The organism is Methanopyrus sp., from assembly GCF_053997775.1.
This window is the reverse complement of the sequence record NZ_JBMXXF010000052.1, coordinates 15121-41204: the sequence shown is the minus strand read 5'-3', so window position 1 is coordinate 41204 and position 26084 is coordinate 15121. Positions and strand designations below refer to the sequence as shown.

The window sequence follows — 26084 nt, the reverse complement described above, 5'->3', positions numbered from 1 at the left end:
TTGGGCATTCGCGAGAGGCTGAGGGGCTCGCGCGACCCCCGGTACCTGTTCTTCGGCGGTAAGGGTGGCGTGGGCAAGACGACCTGCGCGGCCGCGACCGCGGTCTGGCTGGCGGAGCAGGAGGGTAAGGAGGTGCTCGTGGTCTCCACGGACCCGGCGCACTCGCTCTCGGACTCGTTCGACCAGGACATCGGCTCGGAGCCGACGCCCATCGAGGGCGTGGAGGGGCTGAAGGCGATCGAGATCGACCCGGAGAAGGCGGCCGAGGAGTACGTGGAGACGATGCGCCGCGTCTACGAGATGACGGACGACGAGAGCCTGAAGGAGATGTTCGGCGGCGAGGACATGCTGAAGGAGCAGGAGGAGCTGCTGAAAAGCTCGCCCGGTATCGACGAGGCCGCGGCCTTCCAGAAGTTCATGGAGCTCATGCGGGACGACTCGTACGACGCGATCGTGTTCGACACGGCGCCCACGGGTCACACGCTGCGGTTCCTCTCCATCCCGGACACGCTGGAGCGTCAGGTTAAGACGATGATCAAGGTGCGGAAGACGCTGCGGCAGGTTAGCAGGATGCTCAAGTCCATCATCCCGTTCGCGGGGGGCGAGGACGAGAGCGAGGAGGACGAGATCCTGGACAACCTGGAGCGGATGAAGGAGGAGATCGAGGAGGTGCGGGAGATCCTCAGCGACGCCTCGCAGACGGCGTTCCGGCTGGTCGTGACGCCGGAGGAGATGGCGATCTACGAGGCCCGGCGGGCCCTGAGGACGCTGAATCACTATGAGATCCCGGTGGACATGATCATCGTGAACAAGGTGATGCCGAAGCGGGCGGAGGAGTGCGAGTTCTGCCGGACGCGGCGCGAGATGGAGGAAAAGCGGTTGGAGCTGGTTGAGAAGTACTTCGGCGACAAGGACATCGTGCAGATCCCACTGTTCGCCGAGGAGGTGCGCGGGCTCGAGCGCATCCGCGAGGTGGCGGAGGTGCTGTACGGGGAGTAGGTGCGGGAGCGCCGTTGCGCCGGTACGAGCTGCACGTTCACACGTACCTTACGGACGGGGAGCTGCTGCCGGCGGAGCTCCTCCGGCGGGCTGAGGAGCTGGACCACGAGGTGCTGGTGTTCGCGGAGCACGTGGACCCTTCGAACCTGGAGGACGCGGTGACCCGGCTGGCCGAGGCCTGCGACCGGCTGCGTGGCCACTACAGGACCGAGCCGGTGCCCGGGGCGGAGCTGACGCACGTCCCGCCGGGTCTGATCCCGGACCTGGCGGAGGAGGCCCGGGACCACGGGGCCGAGCTGGTCCTGGTGCACGGAGAGACGCCGGCGGAGCCCGTGAAGGAGGGAACGAACCGGGCCGCGGCGGAGTGCGACGCGGTGGACGTGCTGGCCCACCCGGGGCTCATCGACCTGGAAACGGCCCGGATCGCGGCGGAAAACGGGGTGGCGTTGGAGCTCTCCACGAAGCACGGGCACTGCCTGGCCAACGGTTGGGTGGCTCGAGTCGCCCTCGAGGTGGACGCGCCCCTGGTGCTGAACACGGACGCGCACCGTCCCGACGACCTGATCTCGCCCGAGGAGGCCGAGGTGATCGCGCGCGGGGCTGGAATCCCGAGGAAAATGACGCGTTGGGTGCTGGAGGAGGTGCCCCGAAGGCTGCTGCGCTAGCCCTTGACCACGCCGATGGGTCGCAGCCGGACGACCGGGTCCGAGATGCCCGCCTCGTCGACCGCCCTCACGACCTCGTCCACGTCCTTGTACGCCGGTGGGGCCTCCTCGGCCACCACCGGCATGCTCGCCGCCTTGACCAAAATGCCCCGCCGCTCCAGCTCCTTGGCGACGTCCTCGCCCCAGAACTTCCGCTTCGCCGCGGCCCGGCTCATCGTCCGGCCCGCGCCGTGGCAGGTGCTGCCCCACGTCTCCTCCATGGCCTTCTCGGTGCCGATCAGGATGTACGAGCCCGTACCCATGTCACCCGGGATCAGCACCGGCTGCGGCAGGCCCTTGAACGGCACCGGCTCGCCGTGCCGCTTCAGCGCCTCCTCCGTGAACGCCCGCGTCGCACCCTTCCGGTGCACGACCAGCCACCGCTCCTCGCCGTCGACCGGGTGCCGCTCGATCTTGGCCATGTTGTGCGCGATGTCGTAGATCACCTCGATGCCCATGTCCTCCGCGTCCCCGTACTCGTCGCCGAACACCTCCACGAAGGACTCCCGCGTCCAGTGCGAGATCATCTGCCGGTTCGCGAACGCGTAGTTCGCCGCCGCGTTCATCGCGTTGAAGTACCGCTTAGCCTCGTCCGTGCCCATGGCCGCGCACGCCAGCTGCCGGTCCGGAATCCTCACCCCGAACCGCCGCTCCACGTCTCGCATCGACCGCTCCATGATCCTCAAGTGATCCGAGCAGATCTGGTGACCGAAGCCTCGCGAGCCCGTGTGGACCATGATCGTGACCTGGCCCTCCTCCTCGATGCCCATCTTCTCGGCGGCCTCCTTGTTGTAAATCTCGTCCACTACCTGGATCTCCAGGAAGTGGTTACCCGAGCCCAGCGTACCCAGCTGCGGCCGGCCACGCTCGATCGCCCGCTTGCTCGCCACGTCATCCCGCGGCCCGTACTCCTCCCAGCCGATCTCCTCGTACGCGTGCGACATGTTGCCCCGCGACTCGATCCGCTCCAGGTCCTCCTCGTAACCGTAGCCCTCCTCTACCGCCCACTCGGCGCCGTACAGCATCACCTGCCGCAGCTCCTGCGTGGTCAGCCGCACCTTCCGGTGCCGGGAGCCCAGACCGGCCGGTACGTTCCTGAAGATCGTCTCCAGCAGCTCCCTCAGCTTCGGCCGCACGTCCTCCTCCGTTAGGTCCGTCTTCATGACGCGCACGCCGCAGTTGTGCACCACGACGCCCTCGGCGATGAAGTTGTGAGCCTCATGGCAGACGCCGATGTCGTAGAACCTGTCGTACTCCGGCTCGACCCTCCTAACCTCCACCACCTCCTCGACGACGAACCCGCCCTCGAGCACCCTCTCCTCCTTGAACCTCTCGAACGTCGGGAAGTCCTTGGGCACCCTGACGCTTGAGATCCCTCCGTCGTAGACCACCCTCTCGACGAAGCGCCTGTTGACGACGTCCGCTACGGCTTCGTGCGCCTCCGTGATGCTCCCCGTCTCCTCGTACACCTCCATGGCGACCTCCGCGGCCTTCCCTCGGTCCCTCTTAACCCGCTCCTTAAGCTTCAGGTACGCGTAGGCGGCGAGCCCCTCGGTCTTCTTCCTCGGATCGTACTCGTAGCCGATCTTCCCTAAGAACCGCTTGATGTTCTCCTCGCCGACGATGGCCAGTCTGTAGACGACATTCTTCCTAGACTTTACCTTATACAGTGTCGTCTCGATTCCGAACTCCCTCAGAAGCTCCGCGACGTCATTCATGAACTCACGCAGGTTCTCCTCGAGCTCTTCCACCTTCGCTTGGGTGAGGCTGATCGGTAGCGGTGTGTAGCGCTTGAACTTGATCGCGCTGCCATCCGCCGCGAAGAGACCCGCCAGGAAGTTCCTCTTGACCCACAGGGGAGCCTCCTTGATCCAATCGGGCACCCTGTACGGCGTTTCGACCTTCCGACCCCTCGGCATGCCCAGCTTCTCCATCAGAAGGGCGAAGGACCTCGACGCCACCCTTAGCTCGGCCGAGGTCGCCTCGCCCTCGTAGCGCCCGCTGGTCGTCTCGATCTCGTACCTCCGCTCTCGAGTGTGGAGGCTGGCCTTCACGCCGAGGCTCTCCAGGTCCCTCTTCAGCTCCTGAAGCGTTCTCTCGTCGCCGTAGAAGGACAGCGTGAGCCTTCCGGCCTGCTCGCCCAGGTGACCGTCGCCCATGGCGAAGCCCAGGATCCTGGCGAGCGTACCCACCTTGGGATCGTCCCAGCGCAGCGGAATCAGGCCGCGTTCCTTGAGGTACCTCAGAACCTGCGGGTTCACGTCCTCGAAGTCGCTCTCGTCGAGTATCGTTCCCCTCTTCTCCTCGTACTCCACGCCTTCGAACGGGTACACGACGACCAGGTCTCCCTCCTCGATCTCACCCAGCTCGACGTACCCTTCGGGCGTCAGGACCGGGTGATCCTCGCTACCCTCGATGGTCAGACCGCTCTCCGTGACGAGCACTACCGCCCTTTCGCCCTCCTCGATCTCGCGCTCCATCACGAACTTAATCTCCGAGTCGTCCTCGCGTCCCTCGTCCACGTCGTACACCTTCAACTTCTGATCTGCTAACATCTTCGGGAGGTCCTCAACCTTCACCCAGCAACCGTGCTCGGTGAGGATCTTCGTGCCCGGCGCTAGGCAGTTAATGTCGTAGCCCACGCCTCCGGGACTGACCACACCATCCTCCACGTCGAACGCCGCGACGCCGCCGATCGGGAAGCCGTAACCGTAGTGAGCGTCCGGCAGCGCGATCGAATACTTGTAGATGCCCGGCAAACAGGCCACGTTCGCCACCTGGTCGAACACGCCCTTCTCCATCTCATCGATCAGCCGCTCGGTCGCGTAGATGCGGCCGGGAACCCTCATGCAGCCCTTGTAGTCCTCCGGAAGCTCCCAGACCACGTTGTCACGGATGTGCTTCAGCATCGACTTCGGGGCCATCTCGTCACCCCCGGGCCAGGATTTCCACCTCTCCGGAGGTCATGGCACGCGCGCCTTCTTTCAAATATTGAACGGCCCGCTCCAGCGCCTCCTTCAGGTACTCGGGCTCTACACCCGGCGCCCCGTGGGCCACCAGCAGCACCCGCTCCGTGTCCTCCCGCACCGCCGTCCGGCGCGAGTCCCGGTACGGCGAGACCGACACCGGACCCTTCTCGTCCGCCAGTACCACCATGTCCCTCGACAGCTCCACCTCCTCGCCGGCGATGTCCACCATCCGCTCGCCCTCACGCGCAGGTCGGATCACCAGGTCCCCGACCAGCGCGTCCCGGTCGAAGCAGCTGATCGGCACCCGGTACTCCGCGGACGCCAGGTTGTAGGAGTCCACCACCGCGTTAATGCGCGGGAACCGGCCCCGCAGCGCCCTCCGCAGCAGCGCCTCCCCGGCCGGCCGCGTCTTCGTGGGATCGATCCCGACGGACCACAGGTAATCCCGGTACGCCCGCACCACCGGGTCGTCCTTCAGCCCCTCCAGGTCGAACCGCTCCCGCAGCCGCTCCGTCACCCGCTCCACCAGCGCGCCCGCGTCCGCCGTCGGGTCCACCCCGTCCACCTCCACGTACGCGAAGGACAGGCCCCGCTCCAGCACCTCCTCCCGCACCCTCACGCGCAACCGGGATCACCCCCGGACCGGTCCAGGACGATCATCACCCGGTCCCCGTAGCGTTCGAACTCCGAGACGCTCCACTCGCGGCCGAAGGCGGCGGCCACCTGCTCGCCCGACACCCACTCGTTGTTCCCGGTGATCAGGTGGATCAGGGCGGTCGCGACCCGGGCCACCGCGCTCCTCGGGTTCGGCAGCACGACCACCGCCCGGGCCCCGGGGGTCGTCACCCTGGTGATCTCCCGCGACGCCCGGCTCAGGTCCAGGTGCTGCAGCACCTCGGAGAGCACGACCCCGTCGAAGTGGCCGTCCGGGAACGGGAGCTCGTGCGCGTCGGCGCGGACGAACCGGAGGTTCCCACCGTCCGATCTGGCCTGGGAGACCCGGATCATGCGGGCGTTGACGTCCACCCCTACGACCTCCGAGCAGTGCCGGGCCAGCCGGCGCGCGAGGTACCCGGTGGCGCACCCGACGTCCAGGACCCGACGGCGCCCCTTTAGACGGTCCACCACCTCGCGAACCAGCCGTCCCGGGAGCGAGAGTGGGGACGCCTCGTACACCGCGGCCAGCATCGAATAGAACACTTTTTGTCGCAGGCGCTCGCGGCCCCGACCCACCGGAAGCCCCCCTGGACGGGGTGCGCGCGGTTGAACGCGGCGATCCTCGCGATGATCGCGATAGCGCTGACGGTGCCGATCGTCTCCGAGATCAAGGAGATCGAGGACGCCATCACCAAGTACCTCCCGGTGCCGAAACCGCCGGAGATTCAAGAGAAGCCGGAGACCGGCGAGACCATCGAAGAAACCGCGGAGGAGACGCCCGAGAAGCGCGAATTGAAGCGGACGAGGGAGTTGCGAGAGGGCCAGCAGGTCCGCGGCGAGGTGGTGGGGAAGTCCGTGAGCGGGCGGCGGGCCGTGATCTACGTTCGCCCGCTCCAGCGCTCGGCGAGGGAGGTGTACAGAGTGGAGGTGCCGAGGAGCGCCGCCAGGGAGGTTCGGAAGGGCACCGTCGTGGAGGTTCGACGGACTGAGCGAGGGACCGTCGTCAGACCATCGACCCCGACCACGACGACCGCTCGAGCGGGCCGGGGCGGTGGGACCGCCCCCTCGGGCCGGGCCGGTCCCGCTGGAACCGCCGCCCGCACCGTCACCCATGGGGCGCCCTCTGGCGGCGGTGGTTCCGCCGCCGGTGGTGGTCGCACCGTCGCTACGAGCGCCGGGGGTTCCGCCGCCCCCACCGAGCTTCAGAAGGCACCTCCGAGCAGGCCCTCCCCGCCGGCCTCACCCTCGGTGACCGGCCGCCCGAGCGGTGGTGCGGCGACGGGCGGAGGTGGGGCCGGGACCGCGGGGAAGGGTGGCGGGCACGGTGGAGGCGCCGGAAAGGGCGGCGGTAAGAAGGGTGGTGGGAAGCCGAAGCCGGCCGGAGGTCCCGGCGGGGAGCAGGGTGGTCCGGCGTCGTCGGCGTTCACCCGGGAGAGTCCGTCGACCGGCGGAGGATGGTGGCCTTACGTGGTCGCGGTGGTGTTGTTGGGCGCGGTGGTCGGTGGGGTGTGGGCCGTGAAGCGGAGGAGGAGGTTCTACCGGGAGTTCGAGTTGGAGATATGAACGGGCGACGATTCGATAGGGTTGGGGGTGCTAGGTCTTGTCGAGGTTTGAGGACACGGGGTTCGGGTGGGTAAGGTACGGGGGCGAGCGGTACGATCACGACGTGTACGTGGACACGGAGGGGAACGTGCACCGGCGGGAGAAGGACCTGTCGCGTCGGAAGTTCGGAACCAGCCACCGGCTCGCCGCGGACGAGATCGAGCGGTTGTTGGAGCTGTGCGATGAGGAGCCGGAGGTGATCGTGGTGGGTACGGGGCAGAACGGGGTGTTGACGGTGACGGATGAAGCCAGGGAGTTCTGCGAGGAGCGTGGGATCGAGCTGGTGGACCTGCGGACGCCGGAGGCGATCGAGCGGTTCAACGAGTTGAAGGAGGAGGGCAAGCGGGTCGCGGCGATTATCCACACGACGTGTTAGCCGGGGCCGAACTCGACCTCGATGTACTCCTGGGTTCGCTCGTCCTGCGGGTTGTTGAACAGCTCCTTGGTCTCGTTCGCCTCCACCAGTTCTCCCTTCAGGAAGAAGGCCGTGTAGTCGCCGATGCGGTAGGCCTGCGGGAGGATGTGGGTCACGAAGACGATGGTCACTTCGCCCCGCAGCTCGAGCACGGTCTCCTCGATCTTCCGGGTGGCGATGGGGTCCAGGTCGGACGTCGGCTCGTCCATGAGGAGGACGTCGGGGTCGACGGCGAGGGCGCGGGCGATGCAGAGTCGCTGCTGCTGACCGCCGGAGAGCGCGGAGGCGGGGTCGTCCAGCCGGTCCTCGACCTCGTCCAGCAGGGCCGCCTTCTCCAGGGCCTCGTGCACGCGCTCCTCGATCTCGTCCTCGTCCATCCCCATCAGCCGTAGTCCGTAGGCCACGTTGTCGTAGATGGACATCCACGGGAAGGGGTTGGGGTGCTGGAACACCGTGGCCACGCGGCGCCGGTGGTGGATGATCTCCTCCTCGCTCTCGTACTCGAGGATGTTCTCCCCGTCGAACTCGACGACGCCCTCCGTCCGGGCGTAAGGGATCTCCTTGATCATCAGGTTCAGGCACCGGATGAACGTGGACTTGCCGCAGCCCGAGGGTCCAATGATCGTGGTGATCTTCTTCTCCGGGATCTCCAGGTTGATGCCCTTCAGCGCCTCCTTCTCCCCGTAGTACACGCGCAGGTCGTTCACCTTGAACGCGACCATGGACTACACCTCCCGCCCCACCTTGCGCTCGAACCGGTCGCGCATGTAAATGGCCAGGAAGTTCAGGCTCAGGGTCACGGCGACCAGGACCAGGGCGGCCGCGAAGGCCACCTGCCTGGCCTCCGGGACCATGAGGTACTCCTTCGCTATTAGGTATATCCGGAACGCCAGCGCGTCCGTGGGCTGCAGCACGTGCACGAACGGGTTCGACGTGACCAGCCCGATCATGACCGCGGTCAGGATGATTGGGGCCGCCTCCTCCGCGGCCCGGCACATGGACAGCGTGATGCCGGCGGTGATCCCCGGCTTGGCCATGGGCAGCAGCACGTCCTTCACAACGTGGTACCACGAGGCGCCCGCGCCGCGCGCCGCCTCGATGTACTCCCGGGGGACGGACCGGAAGGCCTCCTCCGCCGTCCGGACCACCACCGGCAGGTTCATCGTCGCCAGCGTGAGCGCGCCCGCGAGCACCGAGTAACCCATCTTCATGTACACGACGAAGAGCGTCGCGCCGAACAGTCCGTACACGATCGACGGCACGCCCGCCAGCGTGTCGATCGCGAACCGGACCGCCTGCGTGAACCGGCTCTCGCCCGCGAAGTGCGCCAGGTAAAGGGCCGTCGGCACGCCGACCAGCACCGCGAACACCGTGGAGTAGAACATCAGCGCCAGCGTGCCCAGCAGCGCCGGGTACAGCGCGCTGTGCACCGGGTCCCCGATGTGCACCGGCCCGAACAGGACGTTCCAGTCGAGCGCCCGGACCCCGTTCACGAAGATGTACCCGGTGATGCCCACCAGCGCGCCCGCCGCGATCACACCCGCCGCGATCATGAGCCCCGTCATGAGCCGGCTTACGAGCACCGGGTTCAGTCGTCCACCTTTCACCCGCCGCTTCCGGGGCCGGCCGGGGCGCCTTCGCACCCGGTGCGCGGCCACGATGACCGCGGTGACCATCAGCATCAGAATCAGTCCAGCGAAGTACAGCGCGTAGTACCCTGGGGAGCCCACGGGCAGGACCGTCGCCTGCAGGAGGATGTGCGCCGAGAGCGGTCGGCACGGGTCCAGCGGGGACTTCGGGATCATCAGCGCGCCGCCGGAGACCAGCGCGACCGCGACCGTCTCACCCATGGCGCGCAGCGTGCCCAGCATGCCGCCCGACGCGATCCCGGAGATGGCGGCCGGCCACAGGACGGTCCGTACGACCTGCCACCGGGTGGCTCCCATGCCCCGCGCGGCCTCCACGTACTCGCGCGGGACCGAGCGAATGGCCTCCATCATTACGCTGGTCATGTACGGCAGGATCATGATCGCGACGATGATGCCGGCGACCAGGACCGAGTAGCCCGAGGGCGAGCCCAGGTAGTACCGAGCGAACGGGACCAGGGTGAGGATGCCGAACAGTCCGTACACGACCGAGGGAATCCCGGCGAGCATGTCGATGGCCGGCCGGAGCGTGCGCCTCAGGAACGTCGGGGCGAACTCCGCCAGGTACGTGGCGCAGAGGAGCGAGATCGGGAAGGCGATAGCCACGGAGATCGCGGTAACGTACAGGGTCGAGACGATCATCGGCAGCAGTCCGAGCCTGGGCGGGGTCGACTCTGGGTCCCAGGTCGTCCCCAGCAGGATCTGACCCAGCGAGTTGAACTGCAGCGCCTTCACGCCGTTCACGGTCAGGAAGAAGTAGATTCCAACCACCGCGGCGATGGACAGCGCCGCCGCGATCGTGAGGGAGGTGAGCATCCGGCGCGTCGTCTGCGCCTGCCTCACGGCCACCTCCCGCAGCGCGACCACCCCCGCAACGTTAGCCATCGTCTAACGATAGGCCGAACCGCGATGGAGCACTCACCCGCCGCTCGAAAAAATGGTGGGTGGTGAGGGGGGTCTACACCAGGGGCTTGATCTCCACGTACGGCTTCTTCATGAACAGCGGCGCGTTCGGTGGTACCGGCACGTAGCCCAGCTTCTCCGCGATCTTCTTGTTAACGTCCGGCTTCCGGACCCACTTGATCAGCGCGATCGCCGTCTTCGGCGCGCTGGACCGGTCGATAATCAGGTACTCGGCCCGCGTCAGCGGGTACTTCTTCGACTGGATCGTGCTCTTGTTCGCCTCGATCCCGTTCACCTTCAGCGGCTTGACCTGGCCCGGTACCTTCTTCTCCTTCTGCGCCTTCACGATGTACACGTAGTCCACGTAGCCGATCGCGTACGGCGTCTTCTCCACCTTCTCCAGCACCTCCGCGTTGGAACCGCACAGGATCGCGTCCTTCCGGTAGTCCTTCAGGTTCAGGTACTTGTCGAACGTCGCCCGCGTGCCCGAACCCTTAGCTCGACCGATCACGATGATCCGCTTGTGCGGCAACCCCGGCTTCACCTGGTCCCAGTACTGGATCTTGCCCTCGTAGATCGCCTTGAGCGTCTTCACGTCGATGTTGTCCAGCTGACCCAGCGTCTTCCCGTTCACGATCGGCACGATGCCGGACATCACTACCGGGCACATCACCGGGTCGCTCAGCTGCTGCGCCTCCTCCGGCTTGATCGGTCGCGAGGCCATCGCGATGTCGAACGACCCGTCGATCAGACCCTTGATACCCGCGCCCGAGCCACCGTCCGTGACCATCAGCTGCACCGGCTCGTTCGGCAGCCCGTGCACGCCCACTTGATCACCCAGCTGCTTCCAGGTCAGGTGCTGCTTCTCTCCGACCTCGCTTGCCACCTTCATCATGAACGGCATGAGGCTCGTTGAGCCACCGATCTTCAGCTGGGTCTTCACCTGCGACGCCGAGTAATAATAAGCCACGCCGCCACCGATCGCCGCCACGACGGCGACCGCGATCGCGACCGCGACGGACTTCCTCATGCGCCTCCCCCCGGCCTCGCCCCTCCCTTCGGTTTTTATAAGGATAACGGAGCGGGACATCGATTTCACATGATAGGAAGAGGGGTTCCCGATTGAAGCACTGCCGCGTCTGCGGGATTCCGGCCCGCGTGGAGGGGGTGGAGCTGGACGAGGACGGCGTCTGCCGGGCCTGCCGGCGCCAGCTTCCCCACCTACCGGACCCGGGAGAGCTGCGCGAGCGCACGATCAAGGAGCTGAAATCCTGCGATCGGGTGGCCGTGGCCGCCTCCGGAGGTCTCGACAGCCTCGCCGCGCTCGCCCTCGCCGCCCGCCATTGCCGCGAGGTCGTGATGCTCACGGTCGACACCGGCACCCTCCACCCGGAGGCCTGGCGGCGCCTGCACCTCGCCCGCCGCCGGCTCGACGTGGAGTGGCGCGTGGTGGGGGACGTGGATCCCTTCCTCCGGCTCTTCGAGCGCCGGCTCTCGAGGGCCCAGTCCCCCTGCGGCCCCTGCTCTCGGATGATCGAGCGCCGGTGCGTGCGGGCCGCCCGGAAGCTCGGCGTTGACGCTCTCGTGACCGGGCACGAGCTCCCGCACGGGACCGACCCGGTCGTCCCGAAGGACCCACCCGTGATCCGCGCCATGTGCGGGTGGACGGAGCGGGAGAGGCGGGAGCTGGTTAGGGAGGAGCTCGGGATGGAACCGAAGAAGCTGGCCGGCTACACGTCCAACTGTGTCGTGCTACCCTTCGCGCTCCGGCGCTTCCACGAGGAGCACGGTTACAGCTTCGAGGCGCCCCGGCTCGCCGCCATGGTTCGGCTCGGTTACCTCGGCAAGCGGGAGATGTGGCGGAGGCTCGAGCCGCCCGGTGAGGAGGAGTTGAGGGGACTGCTGGAGGAATGCCGGGGCTGGATCCCGAGGCGGCTGGAGCGGGTGCTGCGGTAGACGTTGCGTTCAGCCGGTGGGCCCGGAAGTGGGGGATGACCAGTCTAAGGCGGCTCCTGAACCTGCTCAGGGAGCGGCTGGATGGACGGCGCGTCCACCTAATGCTCTCCGGCGGTCAGGACAGCGCCGTCGCGGCCCGCGTCCTTCGGCTCGCCGGACTCGAGGTGGTCGCCGTGCACGTGACCCACCGCTGGACGTGGCCCACCCCGGGGCTCGAGGCGCGGCGGATGGCCCGCCGCCTCGGGCTCAGGCTGCGCGTCGTCGACGTCACGGACCGGCTGCTCGAGAGCCTTCCCGGGGCCAAGGGTCGGTCGGTGTGCAGGATCTGCAAGCACGCGATGATCGAGGCGGTGCTCGAGGAGCTGGGGCCGGAGGTGTTGGCCACGGGCGAGTGCGGGCTCGACACGATCGCCGGGGCGGTCCTGGACCTCGCCCGGAGGACCGGCGAGGAGCCGGAGTTCGTCCAGGTGCCGAAGCGGTTCTTTGGGGGCGAGACGCTCGTCGTCCGGCCTCTCATCCGGCTGCACGAGCGGGACGTGCTCCGGCTGGCCGAGAGGCTGAACGTCCGGGTACGCAGGGTCGGGGAGACGGGGGACCTCAGGCGCGGGCGGCGCGAGGGGTGCCCGCTGCAGCACCTGGACCCCGAGGTGACGGTCACGGAGGAGTTGCTGGAGGAGGTCTGGCGGGTCAACCTCGCGGCCCTGCGCGCCGCCCGCCGGCTCGGCCGCCGGGTCGCGGTCAAGTGGCCCTCGTTTCGGCTCCTCCTCCCGGGATCCGGGGAGTGCGAGCGGAGGCTGGTGGCGGAGCGCGCCTGGGGGGAGGCGGTCCGGTCCGGATCCTCGGCTCGGCTCGAGAAAGATACTTAACGGCGTTAGGGCGCCCTAACGGCGGGGTGATCGAAAATGGCCCGGTACCGGTACGTCGGACCCTGCCGGTGCGGGTTCGGACCGCACGCGTTCTACGAGGACACGGAGACGGGAGAGATCAAGCACGCCTGGGAGATCCTGGGAGAGAAGGGGGTCCCCGTGCCGCCGGCGTGGCCCGGTGGCTGGCGCGGAGGACCGGGATGGAGAGGCGGTTGGGGAGGCGGCTGGTGGTGGGCGGCGATGACGGACGAGGAGACGCGGGAGAAGATGATCGAGGCCATGCGGAAGGCCTTCGGCGAGGACTTCGCCGAGACCATGAAGGAGCTCGCGGAGAGCTTCAGCAGGGCGGCCGCCGGCGAGGTCGAGAGGGACGAGCTCAGGGAGCTGCGGAAGAAGCTTGAGGAGCTGGAGAGGAAGCTTGAGGAGCTAAGCAAGGACGAGGACTAAGGGGACGGTCGGGCGTGCCCGCCGCCACCCGGAGCGGCGTGAAGGTCTTCCGGTGCTCGAGGTGCGGTGAGCTCATCGAGGTGCCCTACGGCGCGCCCAAGCCGGCCAGCTGCCCCAACTGCGGCGCTCCGGCCGTCTTCATCCACCGCGTGAACCCGGGCCCGGGTACCTGGGGAGGTTACGCGGGCATCGGTCGCGGGATGGGCCGCGGTGGGCCGGGACGCGGTGGCCCCAGGCGCGGTCGCGGGGGTCCGTGGTAGGTGCGCGTGGCGGTGATGGTCGAGGGCGACGGCGTCTCGGCCCGGTTCGCCCGCGCCCCGGAGATCCGGGTGTACGAGGTCGAGGGCGACGAGGCCGAGCTCGTGGAGTCCCGGGAGAACCCGGCGGCCGGTCTGCCCCGAGGGGCCGGTCGGCAGATCGTCGGCGTGCTCGCCCAGCTCGACGTGGACGCGACCGTCGCCGGCCGGTACGGGCCCAACGCCCTCCAGGGGCTGAAGGCTCAGGGTATCAAGGCCTACATCGCCGAGCCCGGCACGGACCCGGAGGAGGCCGCGCTTAAGGCGGCCCGAGGCGAGCTGCCCGAGGGATGACGGTTGAGGCTCGCGGTGACCGGCGGCAAGGGCGGCGTGGGCAAGACGACGATCGCGGCGCACGCGCACCGGCTGTTGGGCTGGACCACCGTGGACCTGGACGTCACCACGCCCAACCTGCACCTGTACCTGGACTGCGAGGAGGAGGCCCGGAGTAGGGTATGCCTGATCGGCCCCGAGGTCGACCCGGACCGGTGCACGCTGTGCGGCGAGTGCGCCCGGGTCTGCCACTCGGGTGCCGTGATCGTGGGTCGGTCCTGGGACCTGGACCCGGGCCTGTGTCACGGGTGCGGCCTGTGCCTGGATGCCTGCCCGCGGGACGCCCTAACGCCCCGGGAGATCGAGATCGGTGAGGTGCGCGAGTACCGGGTGCGGGAGACGGGGGCCCGGCTTCTCTCCGGCCGGCTTAACGTCGGGGACCGCCGCTCCCGGCACCTCGTGCGTCACCTGCTGGACCGCACCGAGGATCGACCTCGGCTTTTGCTGGACACCCCCGCGGGCGCCGGGAAGGAGGTGTACGACGTCCTCAGGGCCGTTGACGCAGCGCTCGTCGTCACGCAGCCCACGCCCGCCGCGCTCCGGGACCTGCGCCGCCTACTTCGGGTGATCCGGGCCGCGCGCGTGCCGCACGTCGTGCTGATCAACCAGGCGGACCTCTCCGAGCGTTGGACGAGGCGGGTCGAGCGGGAGGTCGAGGTCCCCACGTGGAGGGCGCCCCGGGTGGATGACCCGCTGGGGTCCGACGAGCTGCGCGACGTCGTCCGGGAGGCCCTGGACGGGCTGAGGGAGGAGGCCGCTTGAGGATCGCCGTCCTGGGCGGGAAGGGCGGCGTCGGGAAGACGGTGCTCTCCATCGTGCTCGCGAGCGAGCTGGGGGCCGTGCTCGTGGACGCCGACGTTACCGAGCCCGACACGCCCGCATACCTGAACCTCGAGCGGGAGCGGGACGTCACCGAGGTGAGGGCGCGGTACGCGGTCCGGACCGACGGCTGCGCCGGGTGCGAGCGGTGCCTGGAGGTCTGCCCCTGGCGGGCCGTGGACGACCCGATCGCCTGCGACGGGTGCGGGGCGTGCGCGATCGCCTGTCCCGAGGACGCGATCGAGCTCCGCGAGACCGAGCTGGGACGCATCGCCGAGTCCCGGGAGCCCGAGCTGGGACTTCGCGTCGTGCACCCGGAGACCGAGCCCTGGGCCCCGGAGCTCGCCGACATCGTCCATCGGATGATCCCGGAGGATGAGGACTGCGTGATCGACTGCCCGGCCGGCCTGGGGTGCCCCGTGATCGCCGCGCTCAGTGCCGCCGACGCGGCGGTGCTCGTGACCTCACCCGACCCCGCCGCCCTCCACGACTACCGTCGCGCCGAGGCCCTGACCCGCGAGTTCGGCCTGCCCGCCGTCCGGGTGCTGAACCGGGCCGGCTCCGACGAGCGTGAGGGGTTCGACGTGGTCATCCCGGAGGACGAGCGGGTGCTGCGGGCGGCGCTGGATCGGGACCCAGGGAGGCTGGTCCACGCCCTGAGGGAGCCCGCGCGGAGGGTCGCCGAGCTGCTCCCGGACGGGGGTTAGCGTCCGAGGTCGTCGGGGACGCTCTCGGTCTAGTTCTCCCCGAGATCCCGGACCACGCCGACCGCGGCCGGTTCGGTCCCCACGGTCAGCAGGAACCGGTCGCCCGGTTCCGCCACGACCTCACGGTCCAGCCGGAGCCTAGCCCGGGCCACGTTGTGCCCCTCCGCGTAGGGCCGGAGCGTGTCCGTGCCCGCGTCCGTCTCGATCTCGGTGAACCGAGCGTTCGCGGCGGCCGAGAGCACGTGCACCTTCACCATGCTGCCCGGTCGGAGCTTCGCCCCGATGGATAGTACCTCCGCCTCCAGCGACTCGGTCGTCGTCAGGTCCTCCCCCAGGTGCATGCCCCGGGTCACCGAGACGTCCTCATCCACCCTCAGCCTGGCCCGGAAGGGCACGCCCGGCCGGGGCTCGGGGTCGAGCTCTACCACCTCCGCCTCCTCTCCGCCCGGGTAGACGCGGACGGTGCCACCGAGGCGGCCGCGGTCCAGCACGCAGAACGCGTCCACGAGCCTGTCCTCCACCCGCCGGGTCGACTCGATGGGGGCCCGGGGCGGGCCCTCGGGCTCGGGTCGCGGGGGCTCCTCGAGCCCGGCCAGCGCGTCCAGGAGCTCCTCGGCTCCCTCCCCGGTCTTCGCCGAGACGAGGATTGGTTCGCACACGGTCTCCGCGCCCAGCAGGTCGAGCAGTTCCGTGGCGTCCTCGGCCACCTTCCGCGCGCGCTCGTCGCTCACCAGGTCGACCTTGTTCACGACCGGGACGATCCTGGCCCCGTAGAACGAGACGATGAGCGCGTGGTCGATGGTGCCGGGGCACGGGCCCTCGTCGGCCGCGATGACGAGGATCGCGTAGTCCGCGCTCCAGGCGGCGGCCAGCATGTTGCGGATGTAGTCCCGGTGCCCCGGCACGTCCACCAGGGAGATCGTCGTTCCCTCCAGCTTCAGGAAGGCCCGCGCCGGTTCGATGGTCACGCCCATCTTCCGCTCGTGGGGTAGTCGGTCCAGCCACTCCCCCGTGAGGGCCTTGATCAGCGTCGTTTTACCGTGGTTGAAGTGCCCGCAGACGACCACGTTGACCAGCCTCATGCGGGGCCCTCCCCGGTCCGCCGCGCGACCGGGTTTCGTTATGGTGGTCGTAACGATTGGTCGGGGGCGTTGGGGGCCTACTTCTCGATGATGGTCTCCTCGACCTCCATGCCGAAGTGGCGGCCCTTGCGCTCGTCGGTCTCGACGTAGGCGAGGACCTTGTCGCCGGGCTTGAGGTCGACGACGGAGACGGGCTCGCCGTCCTCGCGGACGAGGTGGATGGTCTCGGCGTTCTGGACGATGGTCTGGAGCTCGATGCCCTCGTACTCGGCCTTGATCAGTAGGAGTGGGCGCTTCTCGATCTTGAGGCGGCCGACGACGGCGGTGCGGGCGTTGCCCTCCCGGTCGACGACGAGGACTTCGTCGCCGGGCTCGAGTTCGGCGAGGTACTTGGTTCGGCCGCCGGGGACGCGGATGTACGCGTGGACGGGGCCGGCGTTGACGCGGAAGGGTCGGGGCTCGACGTAGGGGTTGTCGAGGCTCTCGCTGTGGATGAGGAACATGCCGTGGGCGGTGGAGCCGACGAGCATGCCCTCGCCTTCCTCCATGAGGGTGCAGGTGTCGACGCAGACGCGGTCGCCCTTGCCGATGGGCTCGATCTCCTTGATCTCGACGGGGACGAGCTCGAACCGCTCGGCGGTGACCTCCTCGGCCACCTCGGCCGTCTTCTTGATCTCGCCCGGCTCGATGCGCTGGGCGTCTAGGAGGACTCCGTCGGCGCCGACCTCGAGGGTCTCGAAGGCGATCTTGGCCTCCTCCGCGTCGCGGGCGCCGGCGATGAGTCGGGTGGGCTCGTCCTGGAGCTCGGCGATCAGGTTCTCGAGGGGGATGATCTTCCAGTCGCGGCCGATGGTGATGAGGTACTCGGGCTCGAGCTCCCGGGCGATCTCGGCGGCGAAGCGCTCGTAGGGCTTGTCCCGGATCTCGACGTACTCGGCGACCTCGTACCCCTGCTCCCGGGCGCGCCGGAGGAGCTCCGCGTCGACGGACTCGCTCACGTCCTCCGGCAGGTCGATCGTGCCGTCACCCTCGCCCCGGACGCCGACGATGACGAGGTCGGCGTCCACGTCTTCCAGCTCGTCGAGGGCGAGGTCGGGGGAGCCGCCCTCGGCGGCGAGCGGGACGGCGACCTTGACGTTGCCCAGCTCCTTGACCTTCTCCACCTCCTCCGGGAGGCAGACGATCACGTCGGCGCCGGCCTCGAGGGCCTCGGTGACGAAGGGCTTCTTCTCCTCCCACGAGGCCTCGTGCGCGATGGAGACCCAGATCTCCTTCTCGGCCATTCGATCACACCCGCTCGAGCTCCTTCTTGGCCTCCTCCACGTCGGCCTCCTCGTGGATGATGCGCGCGATGGCCCGCGTCATCGCCTCGCGCATGCGCGGGGACTTGTGCGCGAAGATGTTCCGGCCGATGGCCGCGCCCGCGGCGCCCGCCTCGATCGCGCCCTTCACCATCTCGAGGATCTCCTCCGGCGTGTCCGCCTTCGGCCCGCCCGCGATGACCACCGGGACCGGGCAGCCCTTCACCACTTCCTTGAAGGAGTCGGGGTCGCCCGTGTAGTTCGTCTTGACGATGTCCGCGCCCAGCTCCGCGCCCACGCGGGCCGCGTGCTTCACGTACTCCACGTCGAACTCATCCTCCACCTTCGGGCCGCGCGGGTACATCATCGCGACCAGCGGCATGCCCCACTCCTCGCACTTCCGGGCGACCTCACCCAGCTTCTGCAGCATCTCCGGCTCCTCCTCCGCCCCCACGTTCACGTGCACGCTGACCGCGTCCGCGCCCAGCCGGATCGCCTCCTCCACGTCCGCCACCTGCACCTTGTAGTTCGGGTCCGGGCCCAGCTCCGTGCTCGCGGAGAGGTGCACGATCAGCCCCACGTCGCGCCCGTACCCGCGGTGACCCGCGCGCACCATCCCCTTGTGCATCAGGACCGCGTTGGCGCCGCCCCGGGCCACCGCATCCACCGTCTCCTCCAGGTTCTTCAGGCCCGTAATCGGCCCCATCGTCACCCCGTGGTCCATCGGCACGATCAGCGTCCGGCCCGTCTCCCGGTCCATGATCCGCTCCATCCGAATCCGCTTCCCGATGTGACCAACCGGACCCTCCAACCTAACCCTCCCCCTGCGTGCGATCCATACGATCCAGCAGGAGCTCGTAGCGCCGTAGGAGCGCGTCGAACCGCTCGCGCAGGTCCCGAAGCTCCCTGACCAGGTCTCGCACCCGCTCCGGGGCCTCCTCCGTGAGCACGGCCCCGCGCGGGGAGGGCCGAATGATCCCCTCACGCTCGAGCGTGCGGAGGGAGTAGCGGACCTTGTGCCACTCCATCCCGGAAAGCTCGGAGAGGCGCTCGATCCCCACCGGCTCGTGGTCCGAGACGAGCTCCAGCACCCGGGCGTGCCGCTCCAGGACCCGCAGCGCCTCCCGGAGCGACTCCAGCACCGCTGAGCTCCCCGGACCCTGCTCCGTGCTAGCAAGTAGCATGGACGATGCTAAAAAAATTATGCCACGGAGAGCGCCAGGTGCGCCAGCCCCCCGACCAGGGTGGCCACGCCCAGGTTCAGGGCGACGGAAAGCGCGGTTAGGCGCGCCGACCCGGTCTCCGAGTAGATCGCGCCGATCGTGGACGCGCACGGGATGTAGAGGGTGCTCACCAGGGCCAGGACGTACGCCTGGGCCGGGGCCAGCCGCAGGTGCAGGGTCTTGATCGTGGAGACGACCGTCTCCTTCGCCAGCACCCCCGTCAGCAGGGCCACCGCGCTGCCCCAGTCCAGCCCGAAGAGCGCCCCGGTCACCGGCTCCAGAGCCCTTCCGATCACCTCCACCGCGCTACCGTGGCCGAGCGGGGCCGGGTACTGGGTGAGCGCCCAGATGGCGACCGAGGCGGCGAGGATTACGGTGCCCGCCTTCCGCAGGAACTCGTTGGACCGCAGCCAGGTCACCCGGAACACGGTCCCAGGGTGCGGGCGCCGCATCCTCGGGAGCTCGACCACCGTCCCCGCGTGGGGCTCGATTGGCCCGTACAGGAGCCGGTGCAGGAGCGCGGCGGTCCCGAGGAAGGTGAGGAGGGCGATCGCGTAGATGGAGACGGCCGCGGGCACCCGCCACGGGTCGGGGAGGTGGCCGGTGAGGTAGGCGATCACCGTGAGCCGGGCGCTGCACGGCACGGCGGGGAGGGCGAGGACGGTCACCGTCAGCGCCCTCGGGTCGTCGATGATCCGGGCGCCCGTGACCCCCGGCACGTTGCAAGCGAGGGAGAGCGCGGCGGGGAAGACGGACTTTCCGTGCAGGCCGAACCGGGAGAGCGGCCCGGAGAGGAGCGCGGCGACCCGGGCCGTGTACCCCGTGTCCTCGAGCGCGGTGAGCAGCAGGGTCATGATCAGGATGTACGGGTACATGGCCAGCACCGCGCCCACGCCCGCGAAGACCCCGTCCCCCAGGAGCCCGCCCCAGGGGTCCGGCAGGGCGCGCCTCGCCCAGTCTCCAAGGGCGTCGAACGCGTCCTCCAGCGGCTCGGCCAGCAGGTCACCCAGGTAGAAGGAGAGGGCGAACACGCCCGACAGGACCACGCCCGCGAGGAGCCCGCCCCAGAGCGGGTGGACGAGCACGCGGTCCAGCCGCGCCTGACGGTCGAGCGCGGGGCGCCCGGAGACGGCCGCGCGCACGATCTCGGAGGCCAGGTCATCCCGCGCCCGCTTGATCTCGGCGCGGGGATCCCGGCCCAGCGCCTCGCTCAGCTCCCGGTGCAACCGCTCGACCCGCTCGGATAGATCCCCACCCAGCCGCTCCGCCAGGTCCACGTCACCCTCCAGGAGCTTGATCGCGAGTCCCCGGGCCCGCTCCCGGGGCTCTCCCAGCCCGCGCTCCAGCTCCTCTGCGAGCCGGCGCACGGCGACCAGGATGGGTCGAGGGTACTCCACCCGAGGCGGGTCCGGCTCGATTCGGCCCTCCGCCACGTCGGCGATCGCCCGCTTGAGCCGCCGGATCCCGGTCCCGCACTTGGCTGAGAGTGGCACGACAGGCACGCGGAGCCGGCGCTCCAGGGTCTGGGCGTCCACGCTCAGGCCCAGCCGCTCGGCCTCGTCCATCATGTTAACCGCGAGCACGAGGTGAGTGTGCCCGAGCTCGGCGATCTCTAGGAGGAGGGAGACGCCCCGGACGAGGTTCAGCGCGTCGGCCACCACGACGATCACGTCCGGGTGCTCGTCGAGCCGGCCGAGGAGCACGTCCCGCGTGATGCGCTGGTCCTCCGAGGTCGTGACGAGGCTGTACGTGCCGGGTAGGTCGACCACCCGGTACCGGGCGCCCCGGAACTCGTACACGCAGGTCCGGCGTTCGACGGTGACCCCGGCCCAGTTCCCCACCTCGAGGGAGGTGCGGCAGAGCCGGGACATGATCGTCGTCTTGCCCACGTTCGGCGGTCCCACGAGCGCTACAACCCGCATTCCGGTCCCCCTACTCCTCTTCCTCCACGAGAACCTTGAACGCGAGGCCGCGGCCGATCGAGAACGTGCCCCCCTCGGTGCGGACCACGACCGGGCCCGGGCCGGAGCGGATCACCTCCACCCGAGCGCCCGGCCGTAGCCCGAGGTTGTACAGCATGGCGGCCGCGCCCCGGCCCGCCACCACGTCCACGATGCGGACCGTGCGGCCCTCCTCCACCTCCGCCAGCGACTTCGGCAAGCTCCCGGCTCCCCGCGATGTGTTAGGCCGCCCTAACGGAACCCCATTATATGATCTTCGCCCACAGGGCCGCGTTCCGCAGCGCCCGCACCGCCCGCTCCGGCGAGGGGAACGTCGGCACGCCCGCCTCCTCCAGCGTCCGCACGCCCACCGCCACCGAGTGCCGCCCCATCCACACCCCCAGCACGGGTCCGGGGAACTCCTCCGCGAACTCCGCCACCACCCGGGCCGTCCGCGCCGGCTCGGTCACGCTCTGCGGGGTCAGGATCACGATCACCGCCCCGTACCGGTCCGGGTCCGCGAACTCCTCCAGCGCGACCCGGTACCGCTCCGCGTCCGCGTCCCCCAGCACGTCCACCGGGTTCCCCGTCGCCGCCTCCTCCGGCAGGACGGACGGGTCACCGTCCGGCTCCGGCAGCCTGAACCCCGACTCGTGCAGCGCGTCCGCCGCGAGGATCCCCCCGCCCCCCGCGTTCGTCACCACGAGCACCCGGTCCGAGCGCGGCGGGCCCGCCTTCGCCAGGAGCTTCGCCGTGTCGAACGCCTCCTCGAATCCCTCCACGAAGATCCCGCCACACTGCTCGATCACTCCCCGGTACACCTCGCCCGAGCCCGCCAGCGAGCCCGTGTGCGTGCTCACCGCCTCCGCGCCCGCCTCCGTCCGACCTCCCTTCAGCACGATCACCGGCTTCCGTCCCGCGCACGCGGACAGCGCCTCCGCGAACGCGTCCCCGTCCTTCACCCCTTCCAGGTAGAGGACCACCACGTCCGTCTCCTCATCCCCGGCCAGGTACTCCAGGAAGTCCGGGAAGTCCAGGTCCGCCGCGTTCCCCAGGCTCACGAACTTGCTGAACCCCACCCCGATCGCGCCCACGTCCCCCGAGGAGAACCAGTCGATGACCGACGTCGCCAGCGCCCCGCTCTGCGACACGAACGCGATGCTCCCCGCCGGCGGCATCTCCGCCGCGAACGAGGCGTTCAGCCCGGACCGCGCGTTGATGATCCCCAGGCAGTTCGGGCCCACGATCCGCACGCCCGCCTCTCGCGCCGCCCGCACCAGCTCCCGCTCCAGCTCCTCGTTCCCCGCCTCCGAGAAGCCCGCCGAGATGACCACGCAGTACTTGACGCCCGCTTCCCCCGCCTCGCGCACGATCTCCGGCACGATCGGCGCGGGCACGACGATCACGGCCAGGTCCACCGGCCCCGGCACCTCCGAGAGCGACGGGTAGCACCGCACGCCCAGGATCTCGTCCGCGTGCGGGTTGACCGGGTACACCTCACCCTCGAACCCGGCGAGCAGGTTCCGCAGCACGCTGTGCCCCACCTTCCGCGGGTCCCGGGACGCCCCCACGACCGCGACCGCGCGCGGCTCGAACAACCGCTCCAACTACCCCTCCCCCAACAGCGCCCGGATCGCGTCCAGCACCGTCACCACGCCCACCACGCGACCCTCCTCCACGACCACCGCCCGATCCTGACCCGCCGCCGCCATCCGATCCAGCACCACCTCCAGCGGCTCGTCCGGACCCGCCTCCACCGCCCGACGCGCCACCTCACCCGCCCGCAGCTCCCGCCACTCCCCGCTCGCCAGCGCCCAGACCACGTCCACCGACGTCACGATCCCGACCAACCGCCCGTCCTCCACCACCGGCACCCCGTGAATCGACGCCTCCGAGAGCGCCCGCAGCACCCGCTCCAGCGGTTCGTCCGGCTCCACCGCGATCACGTCCTCAACCATCACGTCCCGCACGCGCACGCCCGGAACCCCCGCCCACCCGCGCCGGCGGATCATATAAGGTTAGGCGCGCCGAACCCCGGGCGGGGGCTCCCGTTGGGCGAGACCCTCGAGGTGGAGACCCCAAGCGCCCGCTTCACCCTCGACACCGACCGGTGCACCGGGTGCGGCGAGTGCATGGAGGCCTGCCCCACCGGCGCCCTGCTCGTCGCCGAGGCGTACCTCGAGGTCGACGAGAGCCGGTGCCGAGCCTGCGGCAGCTGCGCCCGCGCCTGCCCCACCGGAGCCCTCCGGATGCAGCCCAGGGCGTGATTACTTACCAGCCCCCGGCCCGGCGGGGCCGGGGTGGCCCGCCCTGACCGCGACCCGCAGGCCCACCAAGGGGGAGCTTCGGGAGCTGGAGGAGGTCCTGCGGGAGCTCACCGGCTCCGACCTCGGGATCCGGGACCGCGAGGTCACGATCGAGCGCATCCGCGGCCCCATCCGCGCCGAGCGCGTGTTCCTGGACGGCCGCCCCATCCTCACGATCACCTTCGACCCCTGGACCGCCTCCTGCGCGTACACCCTCACCCCGCACGGCGCCCGCGAGGCCGAGCGGATCACCGGCGAACGACCCGAGCGCCGCCACCTCGTGCGCAAGGATCCCCACGGCCTCCTCGACTTCGAACTCACCGGAACCAAGCGCGACCTCGAGCGCGCCATCCACCGCACCCTTGAGGCCTGCGACGTGGACGTCCTCGAGCTCCGGACCGCGACCGAGCGCGTCCACGGGGTCGAGCTCACCGGCCTCGCCCTCTACACCGCCCGCGAGTACCTGTACGTCGACGTCATCCCACCCGACCCGGCCGGCCGCCCCAACCCCGTCAACGCCGTCGCCCGGCTCCTCCACGCCTTCACCGGCGAGGAGACCGAGCCCTGGACCCACCCCGAGTACCGCTTCCTCGGCGTCCGACCCGTCCAGGACGGTAAGGAGGCCACCGCCGCCCTCCGCGACGCGACCGTCACCTTCCGCGCCACCCTCACCCCGCGCGGCCTCCAACTCCGCGCCCACCGGGGGTAACCCCGTGTACAAGCAGCGCTTCGTCCTCGACACCACCGCCTTCACCCACCAGGACGTCGTCGACCGTCTCGGTGACGGCGACCTCTGTCGAGCCGCCTCCCGGCTCCTCGACCTCATCGCCCACGCCCGCCTGAAGCTCCACGTCAGCTGCTACGTCCCCTACCCCACCGTCTACCGCGAGCTCAAGGGCTTCCTCAACCGCCACGGGTGCCCCGACCTCACCACCCGCATCGACACCTGGATCGTCAAGAAGACCCCCAACCGCTACGAGGTCCGCGTCCCCGCCCGCCTCTTCATGGCCTACGTCAAGGACATGCGCGAGCGCCTCGACCGCGGCCGCAAGCGCGCCGAAAAGGCCATCTGGGAAGCCGCCCTCGAGACCTACGAGATCATGCTCCGCGAGGAGGCCGACGTGCCCAAGGAGAAGATCATCCGCGAGGTCATCGGCGAGACCGTCCGCCGCTTCCGCCGCAAGTACCGCCGCACCGTCCGCCACGGCACCCTCGACAGCGCCCCCGACCTCGACGTCCTCCTCCTCGCCAAGGAGCTCGACGCCGCCGTCGTCGCCCAGGACGAGGGTATCGAGCGCTGGGCCCGCGAGCTCGGCCTCCGCTACATGCCCGCCACCTCCTTCCCTCACATGATCCAGGAGTACCTAGAACTCGCCCGGGAGGAGGACTGATGCGCCTCGCGCACCATCTCAAGCCCGCCTTCGCCGTCCCCGGCGACGACCTCCATGAACCCTACCTCGAGCTCGCTGAACGCGACGAACTCGTCCGCACCAACCGCGAGGACACCGCCGCCTACGCCGCCATCGGCGCCGCCGAGGTCTCCAACGAGCCCGCCGCCCTCCTCGCCACCCGCGGCCCCGGCCTCGCCCACGCCCTACCCGGCCTCGCCTGCGCCCTCGCCGATCACGTCCCCATCCTCTGCATCACCGGCGAACCCCTCGACCAGGGCTTCCAATCCCTCCTACCCAGCCTCGAGTCCAACCGGGCCCGGCTCACCGTAACCCGCGACCCCCGAGAGGCCGCGCGCGCCCTCGCCCGCTCCCAACCCGCCGTCCTCACCCGACCCCAAACCCCCGACGAGCTCGAACCCCACCTCCGCGAGACCCGCCCACCGCAGCCCACCGACGGGGAGATCGAGGAGGTCCGACGCCGCCTCCAGGGCAGGAAGGTCGCCCTCCTCGTCGGCCGCGGCTGCTACCGCGCCCGCGCCACCGAACACCTCGAACGCCTCGCCGAACGCTTGAACGCCCCCATCGTCCAGACCATGCGCGGCCGCGGCGTCGTCCCCGAGTACCACCCTCGCAACTACGGCGTCGTCGGCCTCCGCGGCTGGGCCAACCACGTCCTGCGGGAGGCGGACGTCATCCTCGCCCTCGGCGCCCGCCTCACCGAGCGCACCCTCCCCGAGGAACCCGACGCCGAGATCATCGCCGTCACCCTCCACCTCAACGGCCCCGCCGACCTGCACCTCGAGTGCGACCCCGCACCACTCCTCCGAGCCCTCCTCAAGCAACCGCCCGAGACGCGACCCTGGAGGCCCGAGCGCCGCGAGCCCGACGAGCCCGACCTCCACGCCTACCGCGTCGTCAAAACCGCCCTCCGCGCCTGGATCGGCCCCGTCACCCTCGACTCCGGCCAGCACACGCCCCTCGCCCTCCTCGCCGCCCGCCTCTCCGCCCCCAACGAGCTCATCCACTCCGGCGCCTTCTGCCCCGTGGGCTTCGCCCTCCCCGCCGCCCTCGGCGCCGCCACCCGCACCCCCGAGCCCGTCCTCGCCATCACCGGCGACGGCGGCTTCCTCGCCACGCACCACGAGCTCGAGACCGTCGTCCGCGAGGACCTACCCGTCACCGTCCTCGTCCTCCGCAACCGAGAGCTCGGCTTCACCCGTCAGACCGCCGGCCTCGACGACCCGGAACCCGCCGGGATGGACCTCCCCACCGACCCCGCCGACCTCGCCGAGGCCTACGGCACCGAGGTCCACCGCCTCGAACGCGACCGGACCGACGAGCTCCACCGCATCCTCCGCGACGCCGAGATGCAGCGCGAACCCACCGTCATCGTCGTCGAGCTGCCCCGGGAGGACGTCCCGCTCCCCGACCGGCCCGGCTGAAAGTCGAGCGGACGCGGGGTGCACCGTCGCTCCCCGGGATCGGGCGCGGTCGGGCGGCCTCGGGGCCCGCGACTGCGATC

At 69.8% G+C, this 26084-nt stretch carries 29 protein-coding genes; 15 read left to right on the top strand and 14 right to left on the bottom strand.

The window, feature by feature from the left end; all coding sequences use genetic code 11:
* Together ACXJJV_RS06640 and ACXJJV_RS06635 are read left to right on the top strand one after the other, a co-directional pair.
* Entirely contained in the window at positions 1–999 is a 999-nt protein-coding gene (locus tag ACXJJV_RS06640) for an ArsA family ATPase (RefSeq protein WP_456467398.1), read from the top strand.
* 14 nt (positions 1000–1013) lie between these two features.
* Positions 1014–1664: a histidinol phosphate phosphatase domain-containing protein gene (locus ACXJJV_RS06635; protein WP_456467397.1), complete on the top strand. Its 651-nt coding sequence runs from the start codon at positions 1014–1016 to the stop codon at positions 1662–1664.
* Here the strand turns inward: ACXJJV_RS06635 and ACXJJV_RS06630 are convergent.
* The 3 genes from ACXJJV_RS06630 to ACXJJV_RS06620 are packed head-to-tail and all read right to left on the bottom strand — an operon-like array spanning position 1661 to position 5905.
* A complete protein-coding gene (locus ACXJJV_RS06630) occupies positions 1661–4627 on the bottom strand; it encodes an intein-containing RtcB family protein (RefSeq protein WP_456467396.1) in 2967 nt (988 codons plus the stop codon). The genes ACXJJV_RS06635 and ACXJJV_RS06630 overlap by 4 nt on opposite strands.
* Positions 4628–4631: 4 nt before the next feature.
* Positions 4632–5291 carry a B3/B4 domain-containing protein gene (locus tag ACXJJV_RS06625; RefSeq protein ID WP_456467428.1) on the bottom strand — a complete coding sequence of 220 codons (660 nt, stop codon included), beginning with the start codon at positions 5289–5291 and terminating at the stop codon, positions 4632–4634.
* Positions 5288–5905, bottom strand: a complete 618-nt coding sequence (locus ACXJJV_RS06620; RefSeq protein ID WP_456467395.1) for a class I SAM-dependent methyltransferase — start codon at positions 5903–5905, stop codon at positions 5288–5290. The genes ACXJJV_RS06625 and ACXJJV_RS06620 overlap by 4 nt, the downstream gene beginning before the upstream one ends.
* 30 nt (positions 5906–5935) lie before the next feature.
* Between ACXJJV_RS06620 and ACXJJV_RS06615 the strand changes: the two genes are divergently transcribed.
* Both ACXJJV_RS06615 and ACXJJV_RS06610 read left to right on the top strand, forming a co-directional pair.
* A complete protein-coding gene (locus ACXJJV_RS06615; protein ID WP_456467394.1) occupies positions 5936–6892 on the top strand; it encodes a hypothetical protein in 957 nt (318 codons plus the stop codon).
* Positions 6893–6929: 37 nt separating this feature from the next.
* A complete protein-coding gene (locus ACXJJV_RS06610; RefSeq protein ID WP_456467393.1) occupies positions 6930–7307 on the top strand; it encodes an Mth938-like domain-containing protein in 378 nt (125 codons plus the stop codon).
* Here the strand turns inward: ACXJJV_RS06610 and ACXJJV_RS06605 are convergent.
* The 3 genes from ACXJJV_RS06605 to ACXJJV_RS06595 form a co-directional block, all read right to left on the bottom strand.
* A complete protein-coding gene (locus ACXJJV_RS06605) occupies positions 7304–8068 on the bottom strand; it encodes a phosphate ABC transporter ATP-binding protein (protein ID WP_456467392.1) in 765 nt (254 codons plus the stop codon). The two genes, ACXJJV_RS06610 and ACXJJV_RS06605, sit on opposite strands and share 4 nt — an antisense overlap.
* 3 nt (positions 8069–8071) lie before the next feature.
* Complete coding sequence (gene pstA / locus ACXJJV_RS06600; protein WP_456467391.1) at positions 8072–9877, bottom strand: phosphate ABC transporter permease PstA; 1806 nt, start codon at positions 9875–9877, stop codon at positions 8072–8074.
* Positions 9878–9950: 73 nt separating this feature from the next.
* Positions 9951–10925 carry a phosphate ABC transporter substrate-binding protein gene (locus tag ACXJJV_RS06595; protein WP_456467390.1) on the bottom strand — a complete coding sequence of 325 codons (975 nt, stop codon included), beginning with the start codon at positions 10923–10925 and terminating at the stop codon, positions 9951–9953.
* Between the two features lie 92 nt (positions 10926–11017).
* Between ACXJJV_RS06595 and ACXJJV_RS06590 the strand changes: the two genes are divergently transcribed.
* The 7 genes from ACXJJV_RS06590 to ACXJJV_RS06565 are packed head-to-tail and all read left to right on the top strand — an operon-like array spanning position 11018 to position 15319.
* Positions 11018–11851 carry a hypothetical protein gene (locus ACXJJV_RS06590; protein ID WP_456467389.1) on the top strand — a complete coding sequence of 278 codons (834 nt, stop codon included), beginning with the start codon at positions 11018–11020 and terminating at the stop codon, positions 11849–11851.
* A 35-nt stretch (positions 11852–11886) separates the two neighbouring features.
* Entirely contained in the window at positions 11887–12717 is an 831-nt protein-coding gene (locus tag ACXJJV_RS06585; RefSeq protein WP_456467388.1) for a PP-loop family protein, read from the top strand.
* A 36-nt stretch (positions 12718–12753) separates the two neighbouring features.
* Positions 12754–13164, top strand: coding sequence for a hypothetical protein (locus ACXJJV_RS06580; RefSeq protein WP_456467429.1), 411 nt, complete (start codon positions 12754–12756; stop codon positions 13162–13164).
* Between the two features lie 14 nt (positions 13165–13178).
* Positions 13179–13424 carry a hypothetical protein gene (locus ACXJJV_RS07610; protein ID WP_498043502.1) on the top strand — a complete coding sequence of 82 codons (246 nt, stop codon included), beginning with the start codon at positions 13179–13181 and terminating at the stop codon, positions 13422–13424.
* The gene (locus tag ACXJJV_RS06575) at positions 13425–13754 is read left to right on the top strand and encodes a NifB/NifX family molybdenum-iron cluster-binding protein (protein ID WP_456467387.1); all 330 of its coding nucleotides are present in this window, start codon (positions 13425–13427) and stop codon (positions 13752–13754) included. It abuts the gene before it with no gap.
* Positions 13755–13757: 3 nt separating this feature from the next.
* Complete coding sequence (locus tag ACXJJV_RS06570) at positions 13758–14555, top strand: 4Fe-4S binding protein (RefSeq protein ID WP_456467386.1); 798 nt, start codon at positions 13758–13760, stop codon at positions 14553–14555.
* Positions 14552–15319: a nucleotide-binding protein gene (locus ACXJJV_RS06565; RefSeq protein ID WP_456467385.1), complete on the top strand. Its 768-nt coding sequence runs from the start codon at positions 14552–14554 to the stop codon at positions 15317–15319. Before ACXJJV_RS06570 ends, ACXJJV_RS06565 begins: the two co-directional genes overlap by 4 nt.
* 29 nt (positions 15320–15348) lie before the next feature.
* Here the strand turns inward: ACXJJV_RS06565 and ACXJJV_RS06560 are convergent, their stop codons facing one another.
* The 8 genes from ACXJJV_RS06560 to ACXJJV_RS06525 all read right to left on the bottom strand — a co-directional run bounded on the left by ACXJJV_RS06560 (position 15349) and on the right by ACXJJV_RS06525 (position 22841).
* On the bottom strand, positions 15349–16401 hold the full coding sequence (locus tag ACXJJV_RS06560) for a GTP-binding protein (RefSeq protein WP_456467384.1): 1053 nt from the start codon (positions 16399–16401) through the stop codon (positions 15349–15351).
* Positions 16402–16478: 77 nt separating this feature from the next.
* A complete protein-coding gene (locus ACXJJV_RS06555) occupies positions 16479–17684 on the bottom strand; it encodes a 3-dehydroquinate synthase II (RefSeq protein ID WP_456467383.1) in 1206 nt (401 codons plus the stop codon).
* A 4-nt stretch (positions 17685–17688) separates the two neighbouring features.
* Positions 17689–18513, bottom strand: a complete 825-nt coding sequence (locus ACXJJV_RS06550) for a 2-amino-3,7-dideoxy-D-threo-hept-6-ulosonate synthase (RefSeq protein ID WP_456467382.1) — start codon at positions 18511–18513, stop codon at positions 17689–17691.
* Position 18514: 1 nt separating this feature from the next.
* Entirely contained in the window at positions 18515–18844 is a 330-nt protein-coding gene (locus tag ACXJJV_RS06545; RefSeq protein WP_456467381.1) for a hypothetical protein, read from the bottom strand.
* A gap of 59 nt (positions 18845–18903) precedes the next feature.
* Entirely contained in the window at positions 18904–20847 is a 1944-nt protein-coding gene (feoB, locus tag ACXJJV_RS06540) for a ferrous iron transport protein B (RefSeq protein WP_456467380.1), read from the bottom strand.
* Positions 20848–20857: 10 nt separating this feature from the next.
* Positions 20858–21085 carry a FeoA family protein gene (locus ACXJJV_RS06535; RefSeq protein ID WP_456467379.1) on the bottom strand — a complete coding sequence of 76 codons (228 nt, stop codon included), beginning with the start codon at positions 21083–21085 and terminating at the stop codon, positions 20858–20860.
* A gap of 46 nt (positions 21086–21131) precedes the next feature.
* Positions 21132–22472, bottom strand: a complete 1341-nt coding sequence (locus ACXJJV_RS06530; protein WP_456467378.1) for an acetate--CoA ligase family protein — start codon at positions 22470–22472, stop codon at positions 21132–21134.
* The gene (locus ACXJJV_RS06525) at positions 22473–22841 is read right to left on the bottom strand and encodes a CBS domain-containing protein (protein ID WP_456467377.1); all 369 of its coding nucleotides are present in this window, start codon (positions 22839–22841) and stop codon (positions 22473–22475) included.
* Positions 22842–22916: 75 nt separating this feature from the next.
* Here ACXJJV_RS06525 and ACXJJV_RS06520 point away from each other — a divergent pair, with 75 nt between their 5' ends.
* The 4 genes from ACXJJV_RS06520 to ACXJJV_RS06505 all read left to right on the top strand — a co-directional run bounded on the left by ACXJJV_RS06520 (position 22917) and on the right by ACXJJV_RS06505 (position 26004).
* Entirely contained in the window at positions 22917–23132 is a 216-nt protein-coding gene (locus ACXJJV_RS06520; RefSeq protein ID WP_456467376.1) for a 4Fe-4S binding protein, read from the top strand.
* Positions 23133–23316: 184 nt separating this feature from the next.
* On the top strand, positions 23317–23880 hold the full coding sequence (locus ACXJJV_RS06515; RefSeq protein ID WP_456467375.1) for a hypothetical protein: 564 nt from the start codon (positions 23317–23319) through the stop codon (positions 23878–23880).
* Positions 23881–23884: 4 nt separating this feature from the next.
* Positions 23885–24562, top strand: coding sequence for an RNA ligase partner protein (locus ACXJJV_RS06510; protein WP_456467374.1), 678 nt, complete (start codon positions 23885–23887; stop codon positions 24560–24562).
* Positions 24562–26004 (top strand): thiamine pyrophosphate-binding protein, encoded by a 1443-nt coding sequence (locus ACXJJV_RS06505; RefSeq protein WP_456467373.1) that lies wholly within the window; start codon positions 24562–24564, stop codon positions 26002–26004. Before ACXJJV_RS06510 ends, ACXJJV_RS06505 begins: the two co-directional genes overlap by 1 nt.
* Positions 26005–26084 lie beyond the last annotated feature (80 nt).

Excerpts from the sequence above, each read along its gene's own strand:
- ACXJJV_RS06630 (WP_456467396.1), bottom strand. The coding sequence starts at position 4,627 with ATGGCCCCGAAGTCGATGCTGAAGCACATCCGTGACAACGTGGTCTGG.
- ACXJJV_RS06605 (WP_456467392.1), bottom strand. The coding sequence starts at position 8,068 with ATGGTCGCGTTCAAGGTGAACGACCTGCGCGTGTACTACGGGGAGAAG.
- pstA (WP_456467391.1), bottom strand. The coding sequence starts at position 9,877 with ATGGCTAACGTTGCGGGGGTGGTCGCGCTGCGGGAGGTGGCCGTGAGG.
- ACXJJV_RS06595 (WP_456467390.1), bottom strand. The coding sequence starts at position 10,925 with ATGAGGAAGTCCGTCGCGGTCGCGATCGCGGTCGCCGTCGTGGCGGCG.
- ACXJJV_RS06585 (WP_456467388.1), top strand. The coding sequence starts at position 11,887 with ATGACCAGTCTAAGGCGGCTCCTGAACCTGCTCAGGGAGCGGCTGGAT.
- ACXJJV_RS06580 (WP_456467429.1), top strand. The coding sequence starts at position 12,754 with ATGGCCCGGTACCGGTACGTCGGACCCTGCCGGTGCGGGTTCGGACCG.
- ACXJJV_RS06560 (WP_456467384.1), bottom strand. The coding sequence starts at position 16,401 with ATGAGGCTGGTCAACGTGGTCGTCTGCGGGCACTTCAACCACGGTAAA.
- ACXJJV_RS06555 (WP_456467383.1), bottom strand. The coding sequence starts at position 17,684 with ATGGCCGAGAAGGAGATCTGGGTCTCCATCGCGCACGAGGCCTCGTGG.
- feoB (WP_456467380.1), bottom strand. The coding sequence starts at position 20,847 with ATGCGGGTTGTAGCGCTCGTGGGACCGCCGAACGTGGGCAAGACGACG.
- ACXJJV_RS06505 (WP_456467373.1), top strand. The coding sequence starts at position 24,562 with ATGCGCCTCGCGCACCATCTCAAGCCCGCCTTCGCCGTCCCCGGCGAC.